The 15513-nt window shown below is 67.8% G+C and carries 13 protein-coding genes, 1 pseudogene and 1 riboswitch; of the genes and pseudogenes, 3 read left to right on the top strand and 11 right to left on the bottom strand.

Annotated features, from left to right (window positions below; all coding sequences use genetic code 11):
* Nucleotides 1-193: 193 nt before the first annotated feature.
* Nucleotides 194-718: a glycine-rich domain-containing protein gene (locus tag BTO20_RS32025; protein WP_087079933.1), complete on the top strand. Its 525-nt coding sequence runs from the start codon at nt 194-196 to the stop codon at nt 716-718.
* A 12-nt stretch (nt 719-730) separates the two neighbouring features.
* Here the strand turns inward: BTO20_RS32025 and BTO20_RS32020 are convergent, their stop codons facing one another.
* The 5 genes from BTO20_RS32020 to thiC all read right to left on the bottom strand — a co-directional run bounded on the left by BTO20_RS32020 (nt 731) and on the right by thiC (nt 5764).
* Nucleotides 731-2110 (bottom strand): cytochrome P450, encoded by a 1380-nt coding sequence (locus BTO20_RS32020; protein WP_087079931.1) that lies wholly within the window; start codon nt 2108-2110, stop codon nt 731-733.
* 45 nt (nt 2111-2155) lie between these two features.
* Nucleotides 2156-2683, bottom strand: coding sequence for a septum formation family protein (locus tag BTO20_RS32015; protein ID WP_087079929.1), 528 nt, complete (start codon nt 2681-2683; stop codon nt 2156-2158).
* Nucleotides 2680-3321 (bottom strand): alpha/beta hydrolase family protein, encoded by a 642-nt coding sequence (locus tag BTO20_RS32010; RefSeq protein WP_087079927.1) that lies wholly within the window; start codon nt 3319-3321, stop codon nt 2680-2682. Before BTO20_RS32010 ends, BTO20_RS32015 begins: the two co-directional genes overlap by 4 nt.
* On the bottom strand, nt 3318-4100 hold the full coding sequence (thiD, locus tag BTO20_RS32005) for a bifunctional hydroxymethylpyrimidine kinase/phosphomethylpyrimidine kinase (RefSeq protein WP_198344595.1): 783 nt from the start codon (nt 4098-4100) through the stop codon (nt 3318-3320). Before thiD ends, BTO20_RS32010 begins: the two co-directional genes overlap by 4 nt.
* Nucleotides 4101-4156: 56 nt before the next feature.
* Entirely contained in the window at nt 4157-5764 is a 1608-nt protein-coding gene (thiC, locus tag BTO20_RS32000) for a phosphomethylpyrimidine synthase ThiC (protein WP_087079923.1), read from the bottom strand.
* Nucleotides 5757-5865: riboswitch (TPP riboswitch) on the bottom strand. (Overlaps the previous gene by 8 nt.)
* A 177-nt stretch (nt 5866-6042) precedes the next feature.
* On the opposite strand from thiC, the gene BTO20_RS31995 reads away from it, so the two are divergent.
* Together BTO20_RS31995 and BTO20_RS31990 are read left to right on the top strand one after the other, a co-directional pair.
* Nucleotides 6043-7818 (top strand): MFS transporter, encoded by a 1776-nt coding sequence (locus BTO20_RS31995; RefSeq protein WP_087079922.1) that lies wholly within the window; start codon nt 6043-6045, stop codon nt 7816-7818.
* Nucleotides 7819-7907: 89 nt separating this feature from the next.
* A pseudogene (locus tag BTO20_RS31990) lies at nt 7908-8643 on the top strand (LOG family protein).
* Here BTO20_RS31990 and BTO20_RS31985 read toward each other — a convergent pair.
* From BTO20_RS31985 to BTO20_RS31960, 6 genes are all read right to left on the bottom strand, one after another.
* On the bottom strand, nt 8624-9937 hold the full coding sequence (locus tag BTO20_RS31985; RefSeq protein WP_087079920.1) for a phenylacetate--CoA ligase family protein: 1314 nt from the start codon (nt 9935-9937) through the stop codon (nt 8624-8626). The pseudogene BTO20_RS31990 and the gene BTO20_RS31985 sit on opposite strands and share 20 nt — an antisense overlap.
* Entirely contained in the window at nt 9930-10544 is a 615-nt protein-coding gene (locus BTO20_RS31980) for a hypothetical protein (protein ID WP_087079918.1), read from the bottom strand. The genes BTO20_RS31985 and BTO20_RS31980 overlap by 8 nt, the downstream gene beginning before the upstream one ends.
* On the bottom strand, nt 10537-12399 hold the full coding sequence (locus BTO20_RS31975) for a hypothetical protein (RefSeq protein ID WP_087079916.1): 1863 nt from the start codon (nt 12397-12399) through the stop codon (nt 10537-10539). The genes BTO20_RS31980 and BTO20_RS31975 overlap by 8 nt, the downstream gene beginning before the upstream one ends.
* Nucleotides 12396-13010 carry a hypothetical protein gene (locus tag BTO20_RS31970; protein ID WP_087079914.1) on the bottom strand — a complete coding sequence of 205 codons (615 nt, stop codon included), beginning with the start codon at nt 13008-13010 and terminating at the stop codon, nt 12396-12398. Before BTO20_RS31970 ends, BTO20_RS31975 begins: the two co-directional genes overlap by 4 nt.
* Nucleotides 13007-14575: an AAA family ATPase gene (locus tag BTO20_RS31965; RefSeq protein WP_087079912.1), complete on the bottom strand. Its 1569-nt coding sequence runs from the start codon at nt 14573-14575 to the stop codon at nt 13007-13009. Before BTO20_RS31965 ends, BTO20_RS31970 begins: the two co-directional genes overlap by 4 nt.
* A gap of 123 nt (nt 14576-14698) precedes the next feature.
* Entirely contained in the window at nt 14699-15511 is an 813-nt protein-coding gene (locus BTO20_RS31960) for an exodeoxyribonuclease III (RefSeq protein ID WP_087079910.1), read from the bottom strand.
* Nucleotides 15512-15513 lie beyond the last annotated feature (2 nt).

The raw sequence follows: 15513 nt of genomic DNA, 5'->3' as shown, positions 1-15513 counted from the left end.
CGGCCGTTATCTGCGGCCCCGCCGGGTCGCACTCTGGGCGGCAGGCGCACCTTCGCAGCCGCGGGCGAAGCGTACCGCCTCGAAGACCTCGGACGCGGGCGGTTGCGGTGGGTGCGGTGGTGGTTGCGGCGGCTGTGGTGGCTGCGGAGGCTGCGGCGGGTGATCGCCGGTGCCGTCGATGGAGGGCAGACGTATGGAATCTCGCTGGTGGGCACGACGCCGAGACGTCGGGTTCGAAAGGTCCTATGCCGCGGTGGCGGCTCTCGAACTTCCGCAGGCCGTCTTCAAGACCTGCCCGTGGCAGCCACAGGCGCTGGTCAAAACCGGGTTGCGGCAGTGGCTGCGGTGCTGCGCTGCGGCAGTGCGAGACGATCAGCTGATCGGGATGCCGTCGCACGCAGTCGACGAGGCGTGGCACGGGTTGATCCTGTGCACCATGCGCTACCAGTCGTTCTGCGCAGATGCCTACGGGCGCTTCATGCACCACACGCCCGTCGGCGGCGCACCGGCCGACAGTCGTGCCGCAACCGAGCCCATGTCCGAGCAGCTCCGCAGGACCGTCATCGCATGGGAACTCGTCGCGATGCCGGGCGAGCAGTGTGTGCTGTGGGACCTCGACACCCGAGTCGGAGTGGTCGATCCGTGGGGCCTCTGCGCCGACCGCGTGGCGGAGATCCGCGAATCGGTCGCCAAAATCACTGCGGGGGTGAGCTTCTGACGATGACGGTCATCAGGGTGTGCGCCGTGCCACCCGCGCGGGGATCGGCTCGGCGGCAACCACCGTGAAGGGGGTCTCCACCGGGAAGTCGTCGTGCAGAGAAGCCACAGAGACCTCCCGCACCAGGGTGGCCAGCGCCAGGGTCGCCTCCAGCATCGCGAAGTGATCCCCCACGCACGAGCGCGGTCCACCACCGAAAGGCAGGTACTGCCAACGGCTTCGGCCTGCCGAGCGCTCCGGGGTGAACCGGTCCGGGTCGAACGCCAGCGGATCGTCCCAGAGGGCGGGATCACGGTGCATGGCGTAGAAGTTGACCATCGCCATCGTGCCTGCCTCCGCGCGGTAGCCGTCGATGGTGATCTCCTCGTTGAGCATCCGCGGTGTTCCCGCCCCGGGCGGGCACAGCCGCAGCGATTCGTGCAGCACCCGCACGGTGTACTCGAGGCGGGGCACATCCTCGGGCGTGAGCAGTCGGTCACCCAGCGCGGCGACCTCGGCGTGCACCCGGGCCTGGATGTCGGGATGACGGCCCAGCGCCCACAACGAGTAACACAGCGTGGTCGAGGTGGTGTCATGGCCGGCGAGCATGAACAGCACCAATTCATGGCAGATTTCGTCGTCGGTGAGCCGTTTCCCGGTGTCCGGGTCGCTGGCCTCGATCAGGGCGCGAACCAGTGGGGCGTCTCGATCGGGGTCGGCGCGCACGGCGGTCAGGATCTCGTCGGCGAGCTGATGCAGCCGCGCGTTGCCCGCCTTCGCCCGGCGCTGCGCCGGGGTGGGCACCCACTGCGGGAGTTTGACCGGGTGGGTCGCGCGGTCCGATATCCACGACAGCGACGCACGCAACGCCGGGCCCACGTCTTCGGCCCGCTCGTCGAGGTCGAGCCCGAACACCGAGCGGCCCAGGGCCCGTAGCGTCAGCGTGCGGCACGCGGCGTCCAGATCGATCGTCGCGCCGTCATCCCAGCTGTCGGCGACCGCCTGCGCTGCGTCGGCCATGTGTCCGGCGTATCGGGGGACATGCTTCTTGGTGAACATCGGCTGCAGGGTGCGGCGCCGGGGCAGCCAGCGGTCATGCGGCAGATTCAACAGATTGCCACCCATCAGCCTGCGCAGGTCGATCATGTTGACGGCGCCGCCACGATCGGCGACCGCGTCGGGGCGGCCGAGGACGTCGCGTGCCCCTTGGGGTGACGTGATCAGCAGGACCGGCGGGATGAGCCACCGGGGACCCAGCACGATGCGGCTGACCGGACCGCCCGCGTCGCGCAGTCGCTGATGGCCCTCGATGAAGAGCCGCAACGCCTTGATCTGTTGGCGGTAGGGCAGGGGATTGAGGGGTGCCAGCGGCAGCACAGTGGTGGTGACCGCCGGACTGTCGATCTCGACCATGCGTCGAGTGTCGAGCCTGCCGGGTCGCCGGATTAGAGTAGGGCGTTACCCCAATTTCCCGGTGCGGGGATTATCGCTGGTGGCGATGCATGTAACGGTGCGGTCTCCCCGTTGCCAGGAGTCGGACGTCGGGTACAGCACAAACAACTTGACGGTTGCGTCGTTGGCGGCATTCGGTGCGTAGTTGGTGAGCGCCGGCTTGCACTGGTCGGTGTACTTCATCACCGCGGCGTCACCCGGGAAATTGCCGTCGGGCATGGTCAGCACCGAGAACACCTCGCCCTTGTGCGGCTGATCGCAGGTCACGGTGTGCACGTAGAGCACCCTGCTGCTGTCGGGCACCTCGCCGAGGCAGTCTCCGACCTTGACCTGCGTGGCCTGCGTCGAGTCCCGGTTCACCAGGTAATAGACCGCGGCGGCCGCGGCGACGGCGACCACCACGACCACTGCCAGCACGATCAAGATCCACTTGAGCGCCGAGGACTTCTTCTTGGGCTGGGACGCGAACCGGCCGGACTCCGCGGAATACGGCTGCGGTGGTGGGGGTGGGTAGTGCCCAGGCGGATTTGTCACGCCAGCAACCGTAACGCCGCGTCGACGGCCAGCGCTGGCACGTTCGACGTCTTGGAACCCAGATCATGTCGGGCGCCGGGGATCGCGACCAATTCGGTCGGGCCGGCGACGAGCGCGACCGCGGCGGTCAACTCGTCGAGCGTGCCGAACGGGTCGGCGCTGCCGTGGGTGAACACCGTCGGCGCGGTGATGCGCGGCAAGTGCTCGGTGCGGGCGCGCTCCGGCTTTCCCGGCGGGTGCAGTGGGTAGGAGAACAGCGTGAGGACGTCGACTACGAGCGGTGCCTCGGAGCCTTCACCGGCCACCGCCATGGACGTCTGCCTGCCGCCGTAGGAATGTCCCCCGGCGATCACCGGACCCTCGGTGAGCGTGCGGGCCAGCGCCACGGCCTCGGCGATACCGGCGCGGTCGGCGGCCGCCGATCCCGACGGCGGGCCCTTGGGCCTGCGGCGCCGATACGGCAGGTTGTAGCGGATCGCGAGCCAGCCCCGCGAAGCCCATTCATCGCACACCTTGACCAGCATCGGGGAGTCCCGGTTGCCGCCTGCCCCGTGGGTGAGCACCACGACGCCGTGCGGGGTGTTGTCGGGTTCGTGTGCGATGCCGTCGATCGGAGCCAGGCTCGCGTCCACAGTCATGTGTTCAATCTAAAGAGCGCCGACACCGGGCCGTGGCCGTGGCCGAGCGGATACGCCGCGCGCAGGCATTCGGTGACCCATCGCTTGCCGAAGGCGACGGCGTCGGGCACCGAATAGCCGTGCGCGAGAGCACTGGCCGTGGCGGCCGCCAGGGTGTCGCCGGCGCCGTGATCGTGCCCGGTGTCGACGCGTTCGGCGTCGAACTCGTGGAACTCGGCGCCGTCGAACAACAGATCGGGGCTGTGCGTGCTGGCCCGCAGGTGCCCGCCCTTGACCAGCGCCCACCGTGGTCCCAAGGCGTGCAAGGCGCGAGCCGCATCCTTCTGGCTGGCGGTGTCCACCACGTCTATGCCCGTCAGCAGCCGTACCTCGTCGAGGTTCGGCGTGACCAGCGTCGCCAGCGGGAACAGCCGCGTGCGCAGCGCGTCCAGAGCGCTCGGGTGCAGCAACGGGTCGCCGTGCATCGAGGCGCACACCGGGTCCACCACCAGCGGCACACCCAGGCTCAGTTGGTCCCATGTTTCGGCGACGGTCTCGATGATGTCCGACGACGCCAGCATGCCGGTCTTGGCCGCCTGCAGCCCGATATCCGTTGCCACGGCCTCGATCTGGCCTGCCACCACGTCCAGCGGGATTTCGTGAAACCCCTTGACGCCCACCGAGTTCTGGACCGTCACCGCGGTGATGGCGACCAGCCCATGCAGACCCAGCATGGCGAAGGTGCGCAGATCGGCCTGAATGCCTGCACCACCGCCGGAGTCTGATCCGGCGATGGTCATCACCCGGTGCGGGGCCTGGCCCGGTGGGGTCAGCGGCAGGAAGCTCTCGTGGTTCGTCACGGGGCTAAGGGTAGATACACCCGATTTCCATGGTCGGCGAACTCCTGCGATTTCGCCGCCATGCCCTGCGCGATCTCGTCGGGCACTCCGTTCGGGTAGGCGTCGCGGATGTCCTGCGTGATCCGCATCGAACAGAACTTCGGCCCGCACATCGAGCAGAAGTGGGCCGTCTTGGCCGGTTCGGCGGGCAGGGTCTCGTCGTGGAATTCGCGTGCGGTATCCGGATCGAGCGACAGCGCGAACTGATCGTGCCAGCGGAACTCGAAGCGGGCCTTCGACAGTGCGTTGTCACGTTCCTGTGCCCGCGGGTGCCCCTTGGCGAGATCGGCCGCGTGTGCGGCGATCTTGTACGCGATCACGCCGTCCTTGACATCCTTACGGTCGGGCAGGCCGAGGTGTTCCTTCGGGGTGACGTAGCACAGCATCGCCGTGCCGGCCTGCGCGATGATGGCCGCACCGATCGCCGAGGTGATGTGGTCGTACGCCGGCGCGATGTCGGTGGCCAGCGGGCCAAGCGTGTAGAACGGCGCCTCTTCGCAGAGCTCTTCCTCGAGCTTGACGTTCTCCACGATCTTGTGCATCGGCACGTGTCCGGGGCCCTCGATCATCACCTGCACCCCATGGGATTTGGCGATCTTCGTCAGTTCGCCCAGGGTGCGCAGCTCGGCGAACTGCGCCTCGTCGTTGGCATCGGCAATCGAGCCGGGCCGTAGCCCGTCGCCCAGCGAGAAGGTCACGTCGTAGCGGGCCAGGATCTCGCAGAGTTCCGCAAAGTTGGTGTACAGGAACGACTCTGTGTGATGCGCCAGGCACCACGCCGCCATGATCGAGCCGCCGCGGGACACGATGCCGGTGACGCGGTTGACGGTCAGCGGGATGTAGCGCAGCAGCACCCCGGCGTGCACAGTCATGTAGTCGACACCCTGCTCGGCCTGCTCGATCACGGTGTCGCGGTACAGCTCCCACGTCAGCTTGGTGGGATCGCCGTTGGTCTTCTCCAGTGCCTGGTAGATCGGCACGGTGCCGACCGGCACGGGGGAGTTGCGCAGGATCCACTCGCGGGTCTCGTGGATGTTGCGGCCGGTGGACAGATCCATGATGGTGTCCGCACCCCAGCGGGTGGCCCACACCATCTTGTCGACCTCCTCGCCGATGGACGAGGTCACGGCCGAATTACCGATATTGGCATTGACTTTCACGCCGAAGGCCTTGCCGATGATCATCGGCTCGCTCTCCGGGTGATTGTGGTTGGCGGGGATGACGGCGCGGCCGCGGGCCACCTCGTCACGCACCAGCTCGGCTGAAACCCCTTCGCGGGCAGCGATAAAGGCCATCTCGGCGGTGATCTCCCCGGCCCGGGCCCGCTGCAGCTGGGTGCCGCGGTCGCGGATGACGTTGGAACGCGGGCGAAGACCCGCGGTCAGGTCGATCACCGCATCGTCATCGGTGTACGGCCCGGAGGTGTCGTACAGGTCGAGATGCTCACCGTTGGTGAGATTGACCCGGCGGAACGGCACCCGCACGCCGTCGATCTCGCGGTAGACCTTGCTGCTTCCGGTGATGGGGCCGGTGGTCACAGACGGATCGACAAAAACGTCAGTCATGAAGACATCTCCCTACGCCGGCATTACCCGGTCAGGTTCAACGGTCGACGGGCCTACCCGTCCTCTCAGCGCACTCGGCGTGCACTCCCGTGTGGATTTGAATTGTGCGGGTACCAACCTAGCGCAGATGCCTCGCGGTGGGGAACAGCGGTGCGGTTCTCAGGAGATTGGCAGCAACGAGTGGGACTGCACTGGAATTGCCGTCCGTTGATTTACATAGCTAATATATACGTTCTGGGCGGTTCACGAACCGACGATGACTACGACGAAGAAGATTGATGACGACTGAGACGACGACTGAGAACGAGTCCACGCTGACCGGTGCCAACACGGACGCGGCGGCCCTGGAGACGGCGCGCCGACGGATCCGTATGGACCACGACCACCCGTTCTACAAGTGGATCGCGCTGTCCAACACGACGCTGGGCACCTTGATGGCGACCATCAACGCCTCGATCGTGCTGATCTCCCTGCCCGCGATCTTCCGAGGGATCGGGCTCAACCCGCTGGCCCCGGCAAACGTCAGTTACCTGCTGTGGATGCTCATGGGCTACCTCGTGGTGACGGCCGTGCTGGTGGTGCTGTTCGGCCGGCTCGGCGACATGTACGGCCGGGTCCGCATCTACAACCTGGGCTTCGTGGTGTTCACCGTCGCGGCCATCGCGCTCTCGGTGGATCCGTTCCATCTCGGCGGCGGCGCGGTGTGGCTGATCGGCTGGCGCGTGGTGCAGGGCGTCGGCGGCGCGATGCTGATGGCGGCGTCATCGGCGATCCTCACCGACGCGTTCCCGGCCAACCAGCGCGGCATGGCCCTCGGCGTCAACATGGTGTCCGCTGTCGCGGGCTCCTTCCTGGGCCTGCTGATCGGTGGCGTGCTGTCCGAATGGGACTGGCGGGCCATCTTCTGGGTCGGCGTGCCCGTCGGCATCCTCGGCACCGTCTGGAGCTACCGCTCGCTACGTGAACTGGGCACCCGTAGCCCGGGCCGGCTGGACTGGGCGGGCACGCTGACCTTCGGCATCGGGCTGACCGTCCTGCTCACCGGCATCACCTACGGCATCCAGCCCTACGGCGGCTCCACCACCGGATGGCTGAACCCGTGGGTGCTCGGCGCCATCATCGCCGGTCTCCTGATGCTGGTCGCGTTCTGCGTCATCGAACTGCGCGTCGCTCATCCGATGATGAACATCCGGCTGTTCCGCAGCACCGCATTCGGGATGGGCAACCTCGCCGGGCTGATGAGCTCGGTGGGCCGCGGCGGCCTGCAGTTCATGTTGATCATTTGGCTGCAGGGCATCTGGCTGCCCCTGCACGGCTACAGCTTCGAGTCCACCCCGCTGTGGGCAGGCATCTACATGCTGCCGATGACCATCGGATTCCTGGTGTCCGGTCCGCTGGCCGGGACCCTGTCCGACCGCTACGGAGCGCGGCCGTTCACGGTCGGCGGCATGCTGCTGATGGCGGTGACATTCGTGGCGCTGGTGATGATTCCGGTCGACTTCAACTACTGGTTGTTCGCCGCGCTGGTGTTCTTCAACGGTCTGGGCGGCGGCATCTTCACCGCACCTAACACGGCCGCCATCATGTCGGCGGTGCCTGCCGCCGAGCGCGGCGCGGCCTCCGGTGTGCGCGCGACGTTCTTCAACGCGGGCTCGTCACTGTCCATCGGCATCTTTTTCTCACTGATGATCGTCGGGCTCGCCGGAACTCTGCCCACTGCGATGTCGAGCGGCCTTGAGCAGCAGGGTGTCTCCGCGGCGGTGGCCCAAGACGTCGCGCAGCTTCCACCGGTCGGCAGCCTGTTCGCGGCATTCCTCGGCTACAACCCGATCGCCGAGTTGTTGGGCCCCTCGCACGCCCTGCAGCAACCGGGGGTCAACGCCGAGGTGCTGACCGGGCAGCAGTTCTTCCCGCAGCTCATCACCGAGCCCTTCCATTCGGGACTGGTGGTGGTGTTCATCGCGGCGGCGGTGATGATGGTGCTCGGTGCGATCGCGTCGATGTTCAGCGCGGGCCGGTATGGGACCGAGGCGGGAGCCGACAACGCGGCCTGAGTCGGGAGCCGACAACGCGGCCTGAGTCGGGAGCCGACAACGCGGCCTGACCGGGCCCGCCTGCGCATACGCTGGCAAACGTGACCGAGATCGACCAGAGCGAGTTTCAGATCCGCGGTTCGGTGCAGCTGCGCCGGGACCGGTGCGCCACCACCACCGCCGACCAGCGGCTGTTGGATCGACACGACGACACCCAGTGGCTGCACACCGATCCGTGGCGGGTGCTGCGCATCCAGGGTGAATTCGTCGAGGGTTTCGACGCCCTCGCCGAAATACCCAAGGCCGTCACTGTTTTCGGGTCGGCCCGAACCGAGCCCGGCTCACCCGAGTACCGGTTGGGGCGCGAACTGGGTGCCGCGTTGGTGCAGGCGGGCTACGCGGTGATCACCGGCGGCGGGCCCGGCGCGATGGAGGCGGTCAACCGCGGAGCCAGCGAGTCCGGCGGCTACTCGATCGGCCTCGGCATCGAACTGCCCTTCGAGCAGCGCCTCAACGAGTGGGTCGATCTCGGCATCAACTTCCGCTACTTCTTCGTGCGCAAGACCATGTTCGTCAAGTACGCGCAGGCGTTTGTCGTTTGTCTGCCTGCCGGGCGGATTCGGCACGCTCGACGAACTGTTCGAATCCCTGACCCTCGTCCAGACCCACAAGGTCACCAAGTTCCCGATCATCCTGCTGGGCGTGGACTACTGGTCGGGCCTGATCGACTGGATTCGCAACACGGTCCTGCCCGGCGCGAAGATCGACGAATCGGACCTCGCCCTGCTTCATTGCATCGACAGCGTGCCAGAAGCGGTGGAACTCATCACTTCGTCGGCGAAGTAGCCGAGGAGTAACGCCGAGGCTTGCCCGGTCCCAGTTCGGCCAGCGTCGCCACCCGGGTCACCTCGACCGGGCGTCCCAACAGCAGGGCCAGTGCCTCGCAGACCCGCTGCCGGTCACCGGACGCGATCACCGCCGAGATGTGCCCGGCCGCATCCTGTTCGACGCTCCAGCCGCGGGCGCCTGCGGCCTGCAACTGCTGGGTGAGGTCGACGCACGGCACAGCTGCGCCCGTCGTCGTGGTGAAAACCGTTGCCTCCCTGCCTTCCAGGTCGGCCAGCGCGGGCCGATCACGATGCGTGACCAACCGTGCGTAATCGCCGGTGCGATACCGCACCAGTGGCAGGAACTGGTTCTCGCCGCACGTCACGACGACCTCGCCCGCCAGGACCTCGACGTGCACCCGGCGTTCGGCGACCACGAATGGTCCGCCGTCGTCGCTGACCGCGATGGGTCGCGTCTCGTGCAGCCCGTAGATGTCGAGCACCGGACAGGCGTAGGCAGCCTGCAGTGCCTGCCGTAGCGGGGCCGTGAGCGTCATCGCCCCCGAGATCAGCGCCAGGGGGCGCAACGTCCGGGCCAGGCCCGGTTCCAGCAGCACCTCCAGCGACGTGGGTGTCCCGCTGATCACCTGGGGATCGGTGTGCCGCAGAAATTCGTCGCGCTGCGGGCCGCCGCCCGCCCACGTGGCGGGATGCAGGTTGAGCCGGGCCATCAACGCCTCACCGAACCCGGGCAGCACCGAGGCATAGGTGAACGCCTGCCGCTGAAAAACCGTCTGCACCAACGCGACCCGATGCGCCACTGGTTCCCAGTGCGTGCCCACCAACCCGCGCAACCAGTGGAATCCGCGGGCCAGCTCGTCCGGGTCGTCGGGCATCACCAGTGCCGCACCGGTGCTGCCCGAACTAGTGCCGTGCAGCATGCGGTTCAGGTCGGCGCCGGGCGGGACGAACGCCGCGATGTCCCCGACCAGATCCTCGCGCCCGATCAGCGGGAAGTCGGTGAGGTTGTCCAGCGGGCCCGTATGGCCGCGGTACGCGGGCAGTGTGCGGGCCAACGAGAGCTGTTGGGTAAGCCAATCATCAAGGAGCAGTTGATGTGTGGTGGCCTGTTGTTGGTCGGGTGTGAGTCGGTGGCCGGCGCGGTGACACCATGCCGGTGCCAGGTGGTGCTGTTCCAGCTCGGCGAGCCGTTGCCGCCCGGCGGCCGAGAGACCGGGCCAGCGCTGCTCATCGGTCAGCGCCACCTGGCCGAACGGGACGTAATCGTCGAGGCGTAGCGGGTCGTCACTCACTGTTGTACCGCGCCGCAGCTTCTTTGGCCTGAGCATCGGCCAGCCGGCGTTGCACCGCCATGCGATGCTCGTGATCAGCCAGGGCCTGAGCCAGCGCACCCTCGCGCCGCACCGAATCACGCATTTCGAACAACGACCGGGCCTGCGTGGCGTCCTCCCCGTGGGGCAGTAGACCATCCCACAGCAGGAATGTCCGCACCACCTCGTCGCGGCGTTCCGCATCGCTGAGCCAGCGGCCGGGGTCGACCAGCGGTGCCACCCGAAAAGCCAACGCCAGCAGGGCGCGTGCTGCCAGGGGTTCGTCGAGCGGCACGCTGAACGGGCCGATGAGATCCGCGCTGGCGAACAACCACAGGCCCATCGCCGCGCCGCGCTGCGAGGCCGGGGCACCCTGCTCGACGATGCGCTGGGCGGCCGCCGCGCACCCGGTGTGGTTGAACACGTCGCACGCGAGTGCCACCACATCGACGGTGTCGGCGAGGAACGGTTGTGGTGTGCTCGCCAGCCGCGCGGCAACCTCGTCGACAGGCGGGCCGGGTCGCAGCCGCGACCACACCGCGTGTTCGTCCAAGCCCTCGGCGAACCAGTTCGCCAATTGGTCAGCCATGCAACACTTCCCGTCGATATCCTGCGATGTGGGCGGCCAACCTCGCGCAGACCGGCGGGGCGTCGGACATGGTGTCCAGATAATCGACGGCGTAGCCGGCCTCCGCCGCCGGGCCCGCCACCGAACGAGATCGGTCCTGGACCAGCAGAGTGGCGGTGTCGAGATGGCGCCGCACGGTGGCTGCCACCTCGGCGTACTCCTCCTGGCCGGCGCCGAAGAGCGAGGCCAGACCGTCGTCGGACAACACCACCAGATGGCGCAGCTCGTCACGGTCCCGTCCGCCGGCCGGATACCGGTCGGCCAGCAGGTCGAGCGGAAACGACGTGCCGCCACAGAAGAACGTGGTCAGCTGCCGCATGATCTCCAGCCGGTCGCGGGTGAACGCGCTGTCACCTGCCACCTGACCCGGGCCCGACCACGACGTGACCCGCACCCGCCCACCACCTTTGAGCACCGAAAGAATCAGGATCATGCCGGCAAGCACCGCCGGCGAGCCCCGCTGGGGGTTCGGCATCGAGGCCGATGAATCGATGTACAGATCCAGCGTGACCGCTTCGGTGGTGAGCGCTGGATCGTCGGGCAGGTGCGTGCGCCGCCGCGTCGTCACCCCGGGCACCACCACCGGATTGGTGGCAAGGGTTGCCGGCCAGTCGATGTCGGCGACCTCGTCGTCGAGTTCCCACGTCTCCAGCGGCCCCGGGATGCCCGCAGTGGCGATACCGCGGCCCCTTTGTCGCAGCGGAGACACCCACGGTCGCGCCTGCGCCTCGTACCAGGCGAGCATCACCGCGTTCGGATCAGACCCGGCGAACAGCGCCAATGTCTGTGCGACACCGTATTGTTGGCCCGGTGCCGGGTCCTGCAGCGGGACTCCGACGGCGGCGGTCGCGGGGTGCACCGGGGTCTCGTTGAGCCGCGGATCGGCCAGCACCTCGGCGAGCTCGACTGCGGTGGCGGGCGATCCGCCCACCTCGGCGCAACCGCCACCCGAAACTTCTGTGGCCCCGGAGATGATGGAGTCCAGTACCAGGTAGGGCACCAGCACCATGCCGAACGTCAGGGCACCGCCCACCGGGTCGGCCCCGAACGTACGGATCGCGTTCGCGACGTATTCGGCGTCGGCGACCGGCTGCACGGGCTGGCTGAGCAGGAGCTCGTCCTGCAGGGCCTGCACCCGCAGGGCCGCGGCCCGGTGGGCACGTTCCTTCTCCTGGAGGTCCTCGCGGACCATCGACACGTCGAGGGTGGCCGGGTCGATGTGCTGGCGGGCTCGCGCTTCGTCGCGGACGGCTTCGGGCACCACGGGAGGATCATTGGGACACAACGTGTTCGACGGCAGTGACCACAGCAACTCATAGGCCCGCATCAAAACCCACCAAAACGCGTTCGACACCGGGTCTCCGGCCGCGAGGGTACGCCACAACGCGATCATGTCCGGTTCGGTGCCGGGATGGCGCCTGCGCTGCATCCGCACCACCCGATCGTTGATGAGCATGTCCGACCACAGGTTGGAGAGCTTCTGCGCCGTGGTGGTGACGGGGATGGTTCGGCGCGGATCGCTCGCCACGATGGCCCGGGCCATCTGCTGCAGCAGCTTGAACGACACGATGCGGGTGCTCGGAGACAGCACGTGATGGCCGATCTCGTGCGCGAAGACGCTGACCAGATGGTGCTGCGCGCCGTGGCGGGCGAGCTCGTCGACGTCGATCGAGATCGACGGCGGGAACGAGAACCACGCGAAGGTTCCGGTTGCACTGTCGCGCACCATGTTCGGCAGATGCAGTTGCACACCCCACAGCTGCAGTGCGGCCCGCCAGGTCACCAGTTCGGTGTCGGTCGGTGCCCGGCCGGTCATGCCGGCCAGATCTCGGCCAGATACGAGGTCCGACGGACCACCAGTTGCGCGGTCCGGGGCCCGTCGTCGGGCGCGGTGTCGGTGGGGGCGTAGGACAGCACGTGGCCGAAAACGTCGGCGTCGATCTGCCGGCGCTGGTCGCCGACACCGACGGACCATCGTCCCGGGCCGTGGCACGCCGGATTGGTGGGCGGGTGGTCCCACGCGCCGCCGAGTCCGGTGAAACCGCCGATCCGGGCGATCAATTGGCCCTGCGGGCGCAACGGCCAGTAGAAGCGGTCCACCGCCTGCCCATCGGTGAAGGGCACCACCGCGTCGGCGGGAAGGCCCAGTACCGAGGCAGCGACATCGATGGGCAGCAGCTGTAATCGGGCCAGCGCGTCGGCGCGGATACCCAGCACCCCCGACCGCCAGGCCGCGACCGCGGCGACGTTGACCATCGCGTCGGCCGGCGCCGAGATGCCGTGCAGCGCTTGGCGGTAGCGGTGCGGGTCACCGCCGAAGCGGGCCACGTTGTCGGCCGACAGCGCCAGATCGAGCCCGGGCACCGTGGGCAGGTCGACTGCCGCGGGCGCGTCGAGGTTGACTTGGTGGTAGGCCCGGGCAATCACGTGCCGCTCTCCAGCCAGTGCAGGTAGTTCGAATACCGCTGGTAGAGATACTTGAGCGCGACCAGGTCATCGAAATCCCGGCCGTAGATCTTGCCGACACCCGAGACCGCCGAGATCCTGGCCTCGATCGAGGTGAGGCGCCGCGACACCTCGAGCGCGTCCACGCCATCGAGGCCACGGCCGAACTGGGCGAGCAGCTCGGCCACCGGATCCTCGTCGTCGCGGGCCAGCGCGACGAACTGCCGGCAGGACGCGTCGAACAGATCGGTCAGCCAGCTCGCCGGGTCCGACGCCAGTTCCCGGTCCGCGCCGGTGTCGAATCGCGGATGAGCGGGGTTCGGTAACAGCTTGCCGCGCAAGGCGAACGGCACCATCGCCCGGACATCCTCGAGCGTGACGGTGTCGTTGCCGCGGAACCAGGCCAGTGCCTTGGCGTAGAGCACCAGGTTCTGCAGCGAGCGCACCGACACCCCGTTGACCGTCTGTGCGCCGAGATCGACCTGCAGATCGGCACCCGAGTTGGCGTCGATGATCTGCTCGACCTCAAGACCGGCGGTGGCCACCACATCCTTGGTGCGGTACTCGAAACGGCGGCCGCCGTGCTGGACGAATTCGAAGTGGCTGACGAAGAACTCCACGCGGCGGCGCACCTCGGTGGGCACCGGGATCGCGCGGATCTGCTCGACCATCGCGGCCTGCTCGGCGGCGGTGAACACCAACTCGGCGGGCACGTTGTCCTCGGGGCGGTCACCGGCTTCCACCCGGGTCACCAGCTCGTCGAGGAACCGGCTGTTGAATCCGAAGGCCTGCACCGTCACGTCGATCCGGTCGCGCAGCGCCTGGATCACCGGGAAGGTGCCGCCACCGCCGTCGTCGTTGGCGGTGAAAAACCAGCTCTGCACCCCGTTTTCGGGTGCGGTGACCTGCATCTGATCGTGACTCTCGACGTAGCCCTCGGCGACCATGGTCAGCAGCGCGGACTGGGTCTTGGTCGGAATCCGGTTGTACTCGTCGACGATCTTGACCGGCGCGGTCAGCCAGCTCTTCCAGGCGATGGTGATCTCGGCAAGGCTGCCGGCCTGCACCAGATCACGCGGCAGCGGAATCCCGACCAGGTCACCCACGGTCAATTGTGGTTGGCCCTGCTGAACGTGGCGGCGCACATCGGCGGGGGCTGACCCGGCGAGGACGCCCATCAGCACCGCAAGGGTGGTCTTGCCGCGCCCCGGGCCACCGATCAGCAGGCATCTGCCGCCCACGGCGAAAGTCAGCAGTGGCACAAGGACATTGGACGAGTACGCCGGTTGCTTGGGCAGGCTCAGGGCGGCGCCGGCATCGCCGAGCGGATAGTTGACCGTGGTGTCCGAGCCGAATTCGACGTCGTAGAACGGGGAGATGACGGCCTTGTTGATCAGCCAGAAGTAGGCCTGGCGCAGCTTCTCGTCGAGCGTGACCGTCGCGGCGACCGGCGGGGTGAACAGGTCCGCGGCAGTGAGCCCGTCGGCCGGGGCGTGGTGCACGGGCAAGGTCGGCGATGTGGACACCGCGCTCCACCTGTTTGTCATCTGGCCCCTCCCGTCGGGCCAATGCTAACCGTCCGCAGCGTGCCGGCCGTGCGGTGATTCTGCGTCCAGGGCGTGGCTCACTCGGACCTTGGCGCCGTGGACACAGAGGCAACGGATGGGGGCTCAGCTCAGCTCGACGACGACCGGTGCATGGTCACTGGGCGCGGTGGTGCCCTTCTTGGGCCGCCGCTCGTCCTTCACGATCTCGGCATGGGTGACGCGGGAGGCCAGGCCGGGGGAGCCGAGGATGAAGTCGATTCGCATGCCGCGGCGTTTCTGGAATGCCAGCTGGGTGTAGTCCCAGTACGTGTAGATGCCCGGCCCGGGTGTGAAAGGCCGCACCACATCGGTGAATTGGGCGTCGTTGATGGCCTGGAAGGCGGCCCGCTCGGGCGCGGAGACATGCGTGCTGCCGTCGAATCTGGCCATGTCCCAGACATCCTCGTCGGTGGGAGCTATGTTCCAGTCGCCGACCAGGGCGATCGGCATCTGCGGGTCGTCACGCAACCAGCCTGCCGCGGTATCGCGAAGGGCGGCAAGCCAATCCAGTTTGTAGGTGTAATGCGGATCGGCCAGCGTGCGGCCGTTGGGCACGTACAGGCTCCACACCCGCACACCGCCGCACGTCGCGCCCAGTGCGCGGGCCTCGGCGGTCGCCTCCTCTTCGGGCTTGCTGCTCCAGGTCGGCTGTCCGTCGAAGCCGATCTGCACGTCCTCAAGGCCGATTCGCGACGCGATGGCCACCCCGTTCCACTGGTTGAGCCCGACGTGGGCGACCTCGTAGCCCAGCGCGGCGAACGGCATGGTGGGGAACTGCTCGTCGGTGCACTTGGTCTCCTGCATCGCCAGCACGTCGACATCCGCACGCGACAACCAGTCGGTGACGCGGTCGACCCGGGTGCGGATGGAGTTGACGTTCCAGGTGGCCAGGCGCATGG

The organism is Mycobacterium dioxanotrophicus, assembly GCF_002157835.1.
GTDB lineage: Bacteria > Actinomycetota > Actinomycetes > Mycobacteriales > Mycobacteriaceae > Mycobacterium > Mycobacterium dioxanotrophicus.
This window is presented reverse-complemented; position numbering and strand designations above follow the sequence as displayed.

What these genes read in the sequence shown, in the direction of transcription:
- BTO20_RS31975 (WP_087079916.1), bottom strand. Translation starts at nt 12,399, where the DNA reads ATGACCGGCCGGGCACCGACCGACACCGAACTGGTGACCTGGCGGGCC.
- BTO20_RS32020 (WP_087079931.1), bottom strand. Translation starts at nt 2,110, where the DNA reads ATGGTCGAGATCGACAGTCCGGCGGTCACCACCACTGTGCTGCCGCTG.
- thiC (WP_087079923.1), bottom strand. Translation starts at nt 5,764, where the DNA reads ATGACTGACGTTTTTGTCGATCCGTCTGTGACCACCGGCCCCATCACC.
- BTO20_RS31980 (WP_087079918.1), bottom strand. Translation starts at nt 10,544, where the DNA reads ATGGCTGACCAATTGGCGAACTGGTTCGCCGAGGGCTTGGACGAACAC.
- thiD (WP_198344595.1), bottom strand. Translation starts at nt 4,100, where the DNA reads ATGACCATCGCCGGATCAGACTCCGGCGGTGGTGCAGGCATTCAGGCC.
- BTO20_RS32010 (WP_087079927.1), bottom strand. Translation starts at nt 3,321, where the DNA reads ATGACTGTGGACGCGAGCCTGGCTCCGATCGACGGCATCGCACACGAA.
- BTO20_RS31960 (WP_087079910.1), bottom strand. Translation starts at nt 15,511, where the DNA reads ATGCGCCTGGCCACCTGGAACGTCAACTCCATCCGCACCCGGGTCGAC.
- BTO20_RS31965 (WP_087079912.1), bottom strand. Translation starts at nt 14,575, where the DNA reads ATGACAAACAGGTGGAGCGCGGTGTCCACATCGCCGACCTTGCCCGTG.
- BTO20_RS31995 (WP_087079922.1), top strand. Translation starts at nt 6,043, where the DNA reads ATGACGACTGAGACGACGACTGAGAACGAGTCCACGCTGACCGGTGCC.
- BTO20_RS32025 (WP_087079933.1), top strand. Translation starts at nt 194, where the DNA reads ATGGAATCTCGCTGGTGGGCACGACGCCGAGACGTCGGGTTCGAAAGG.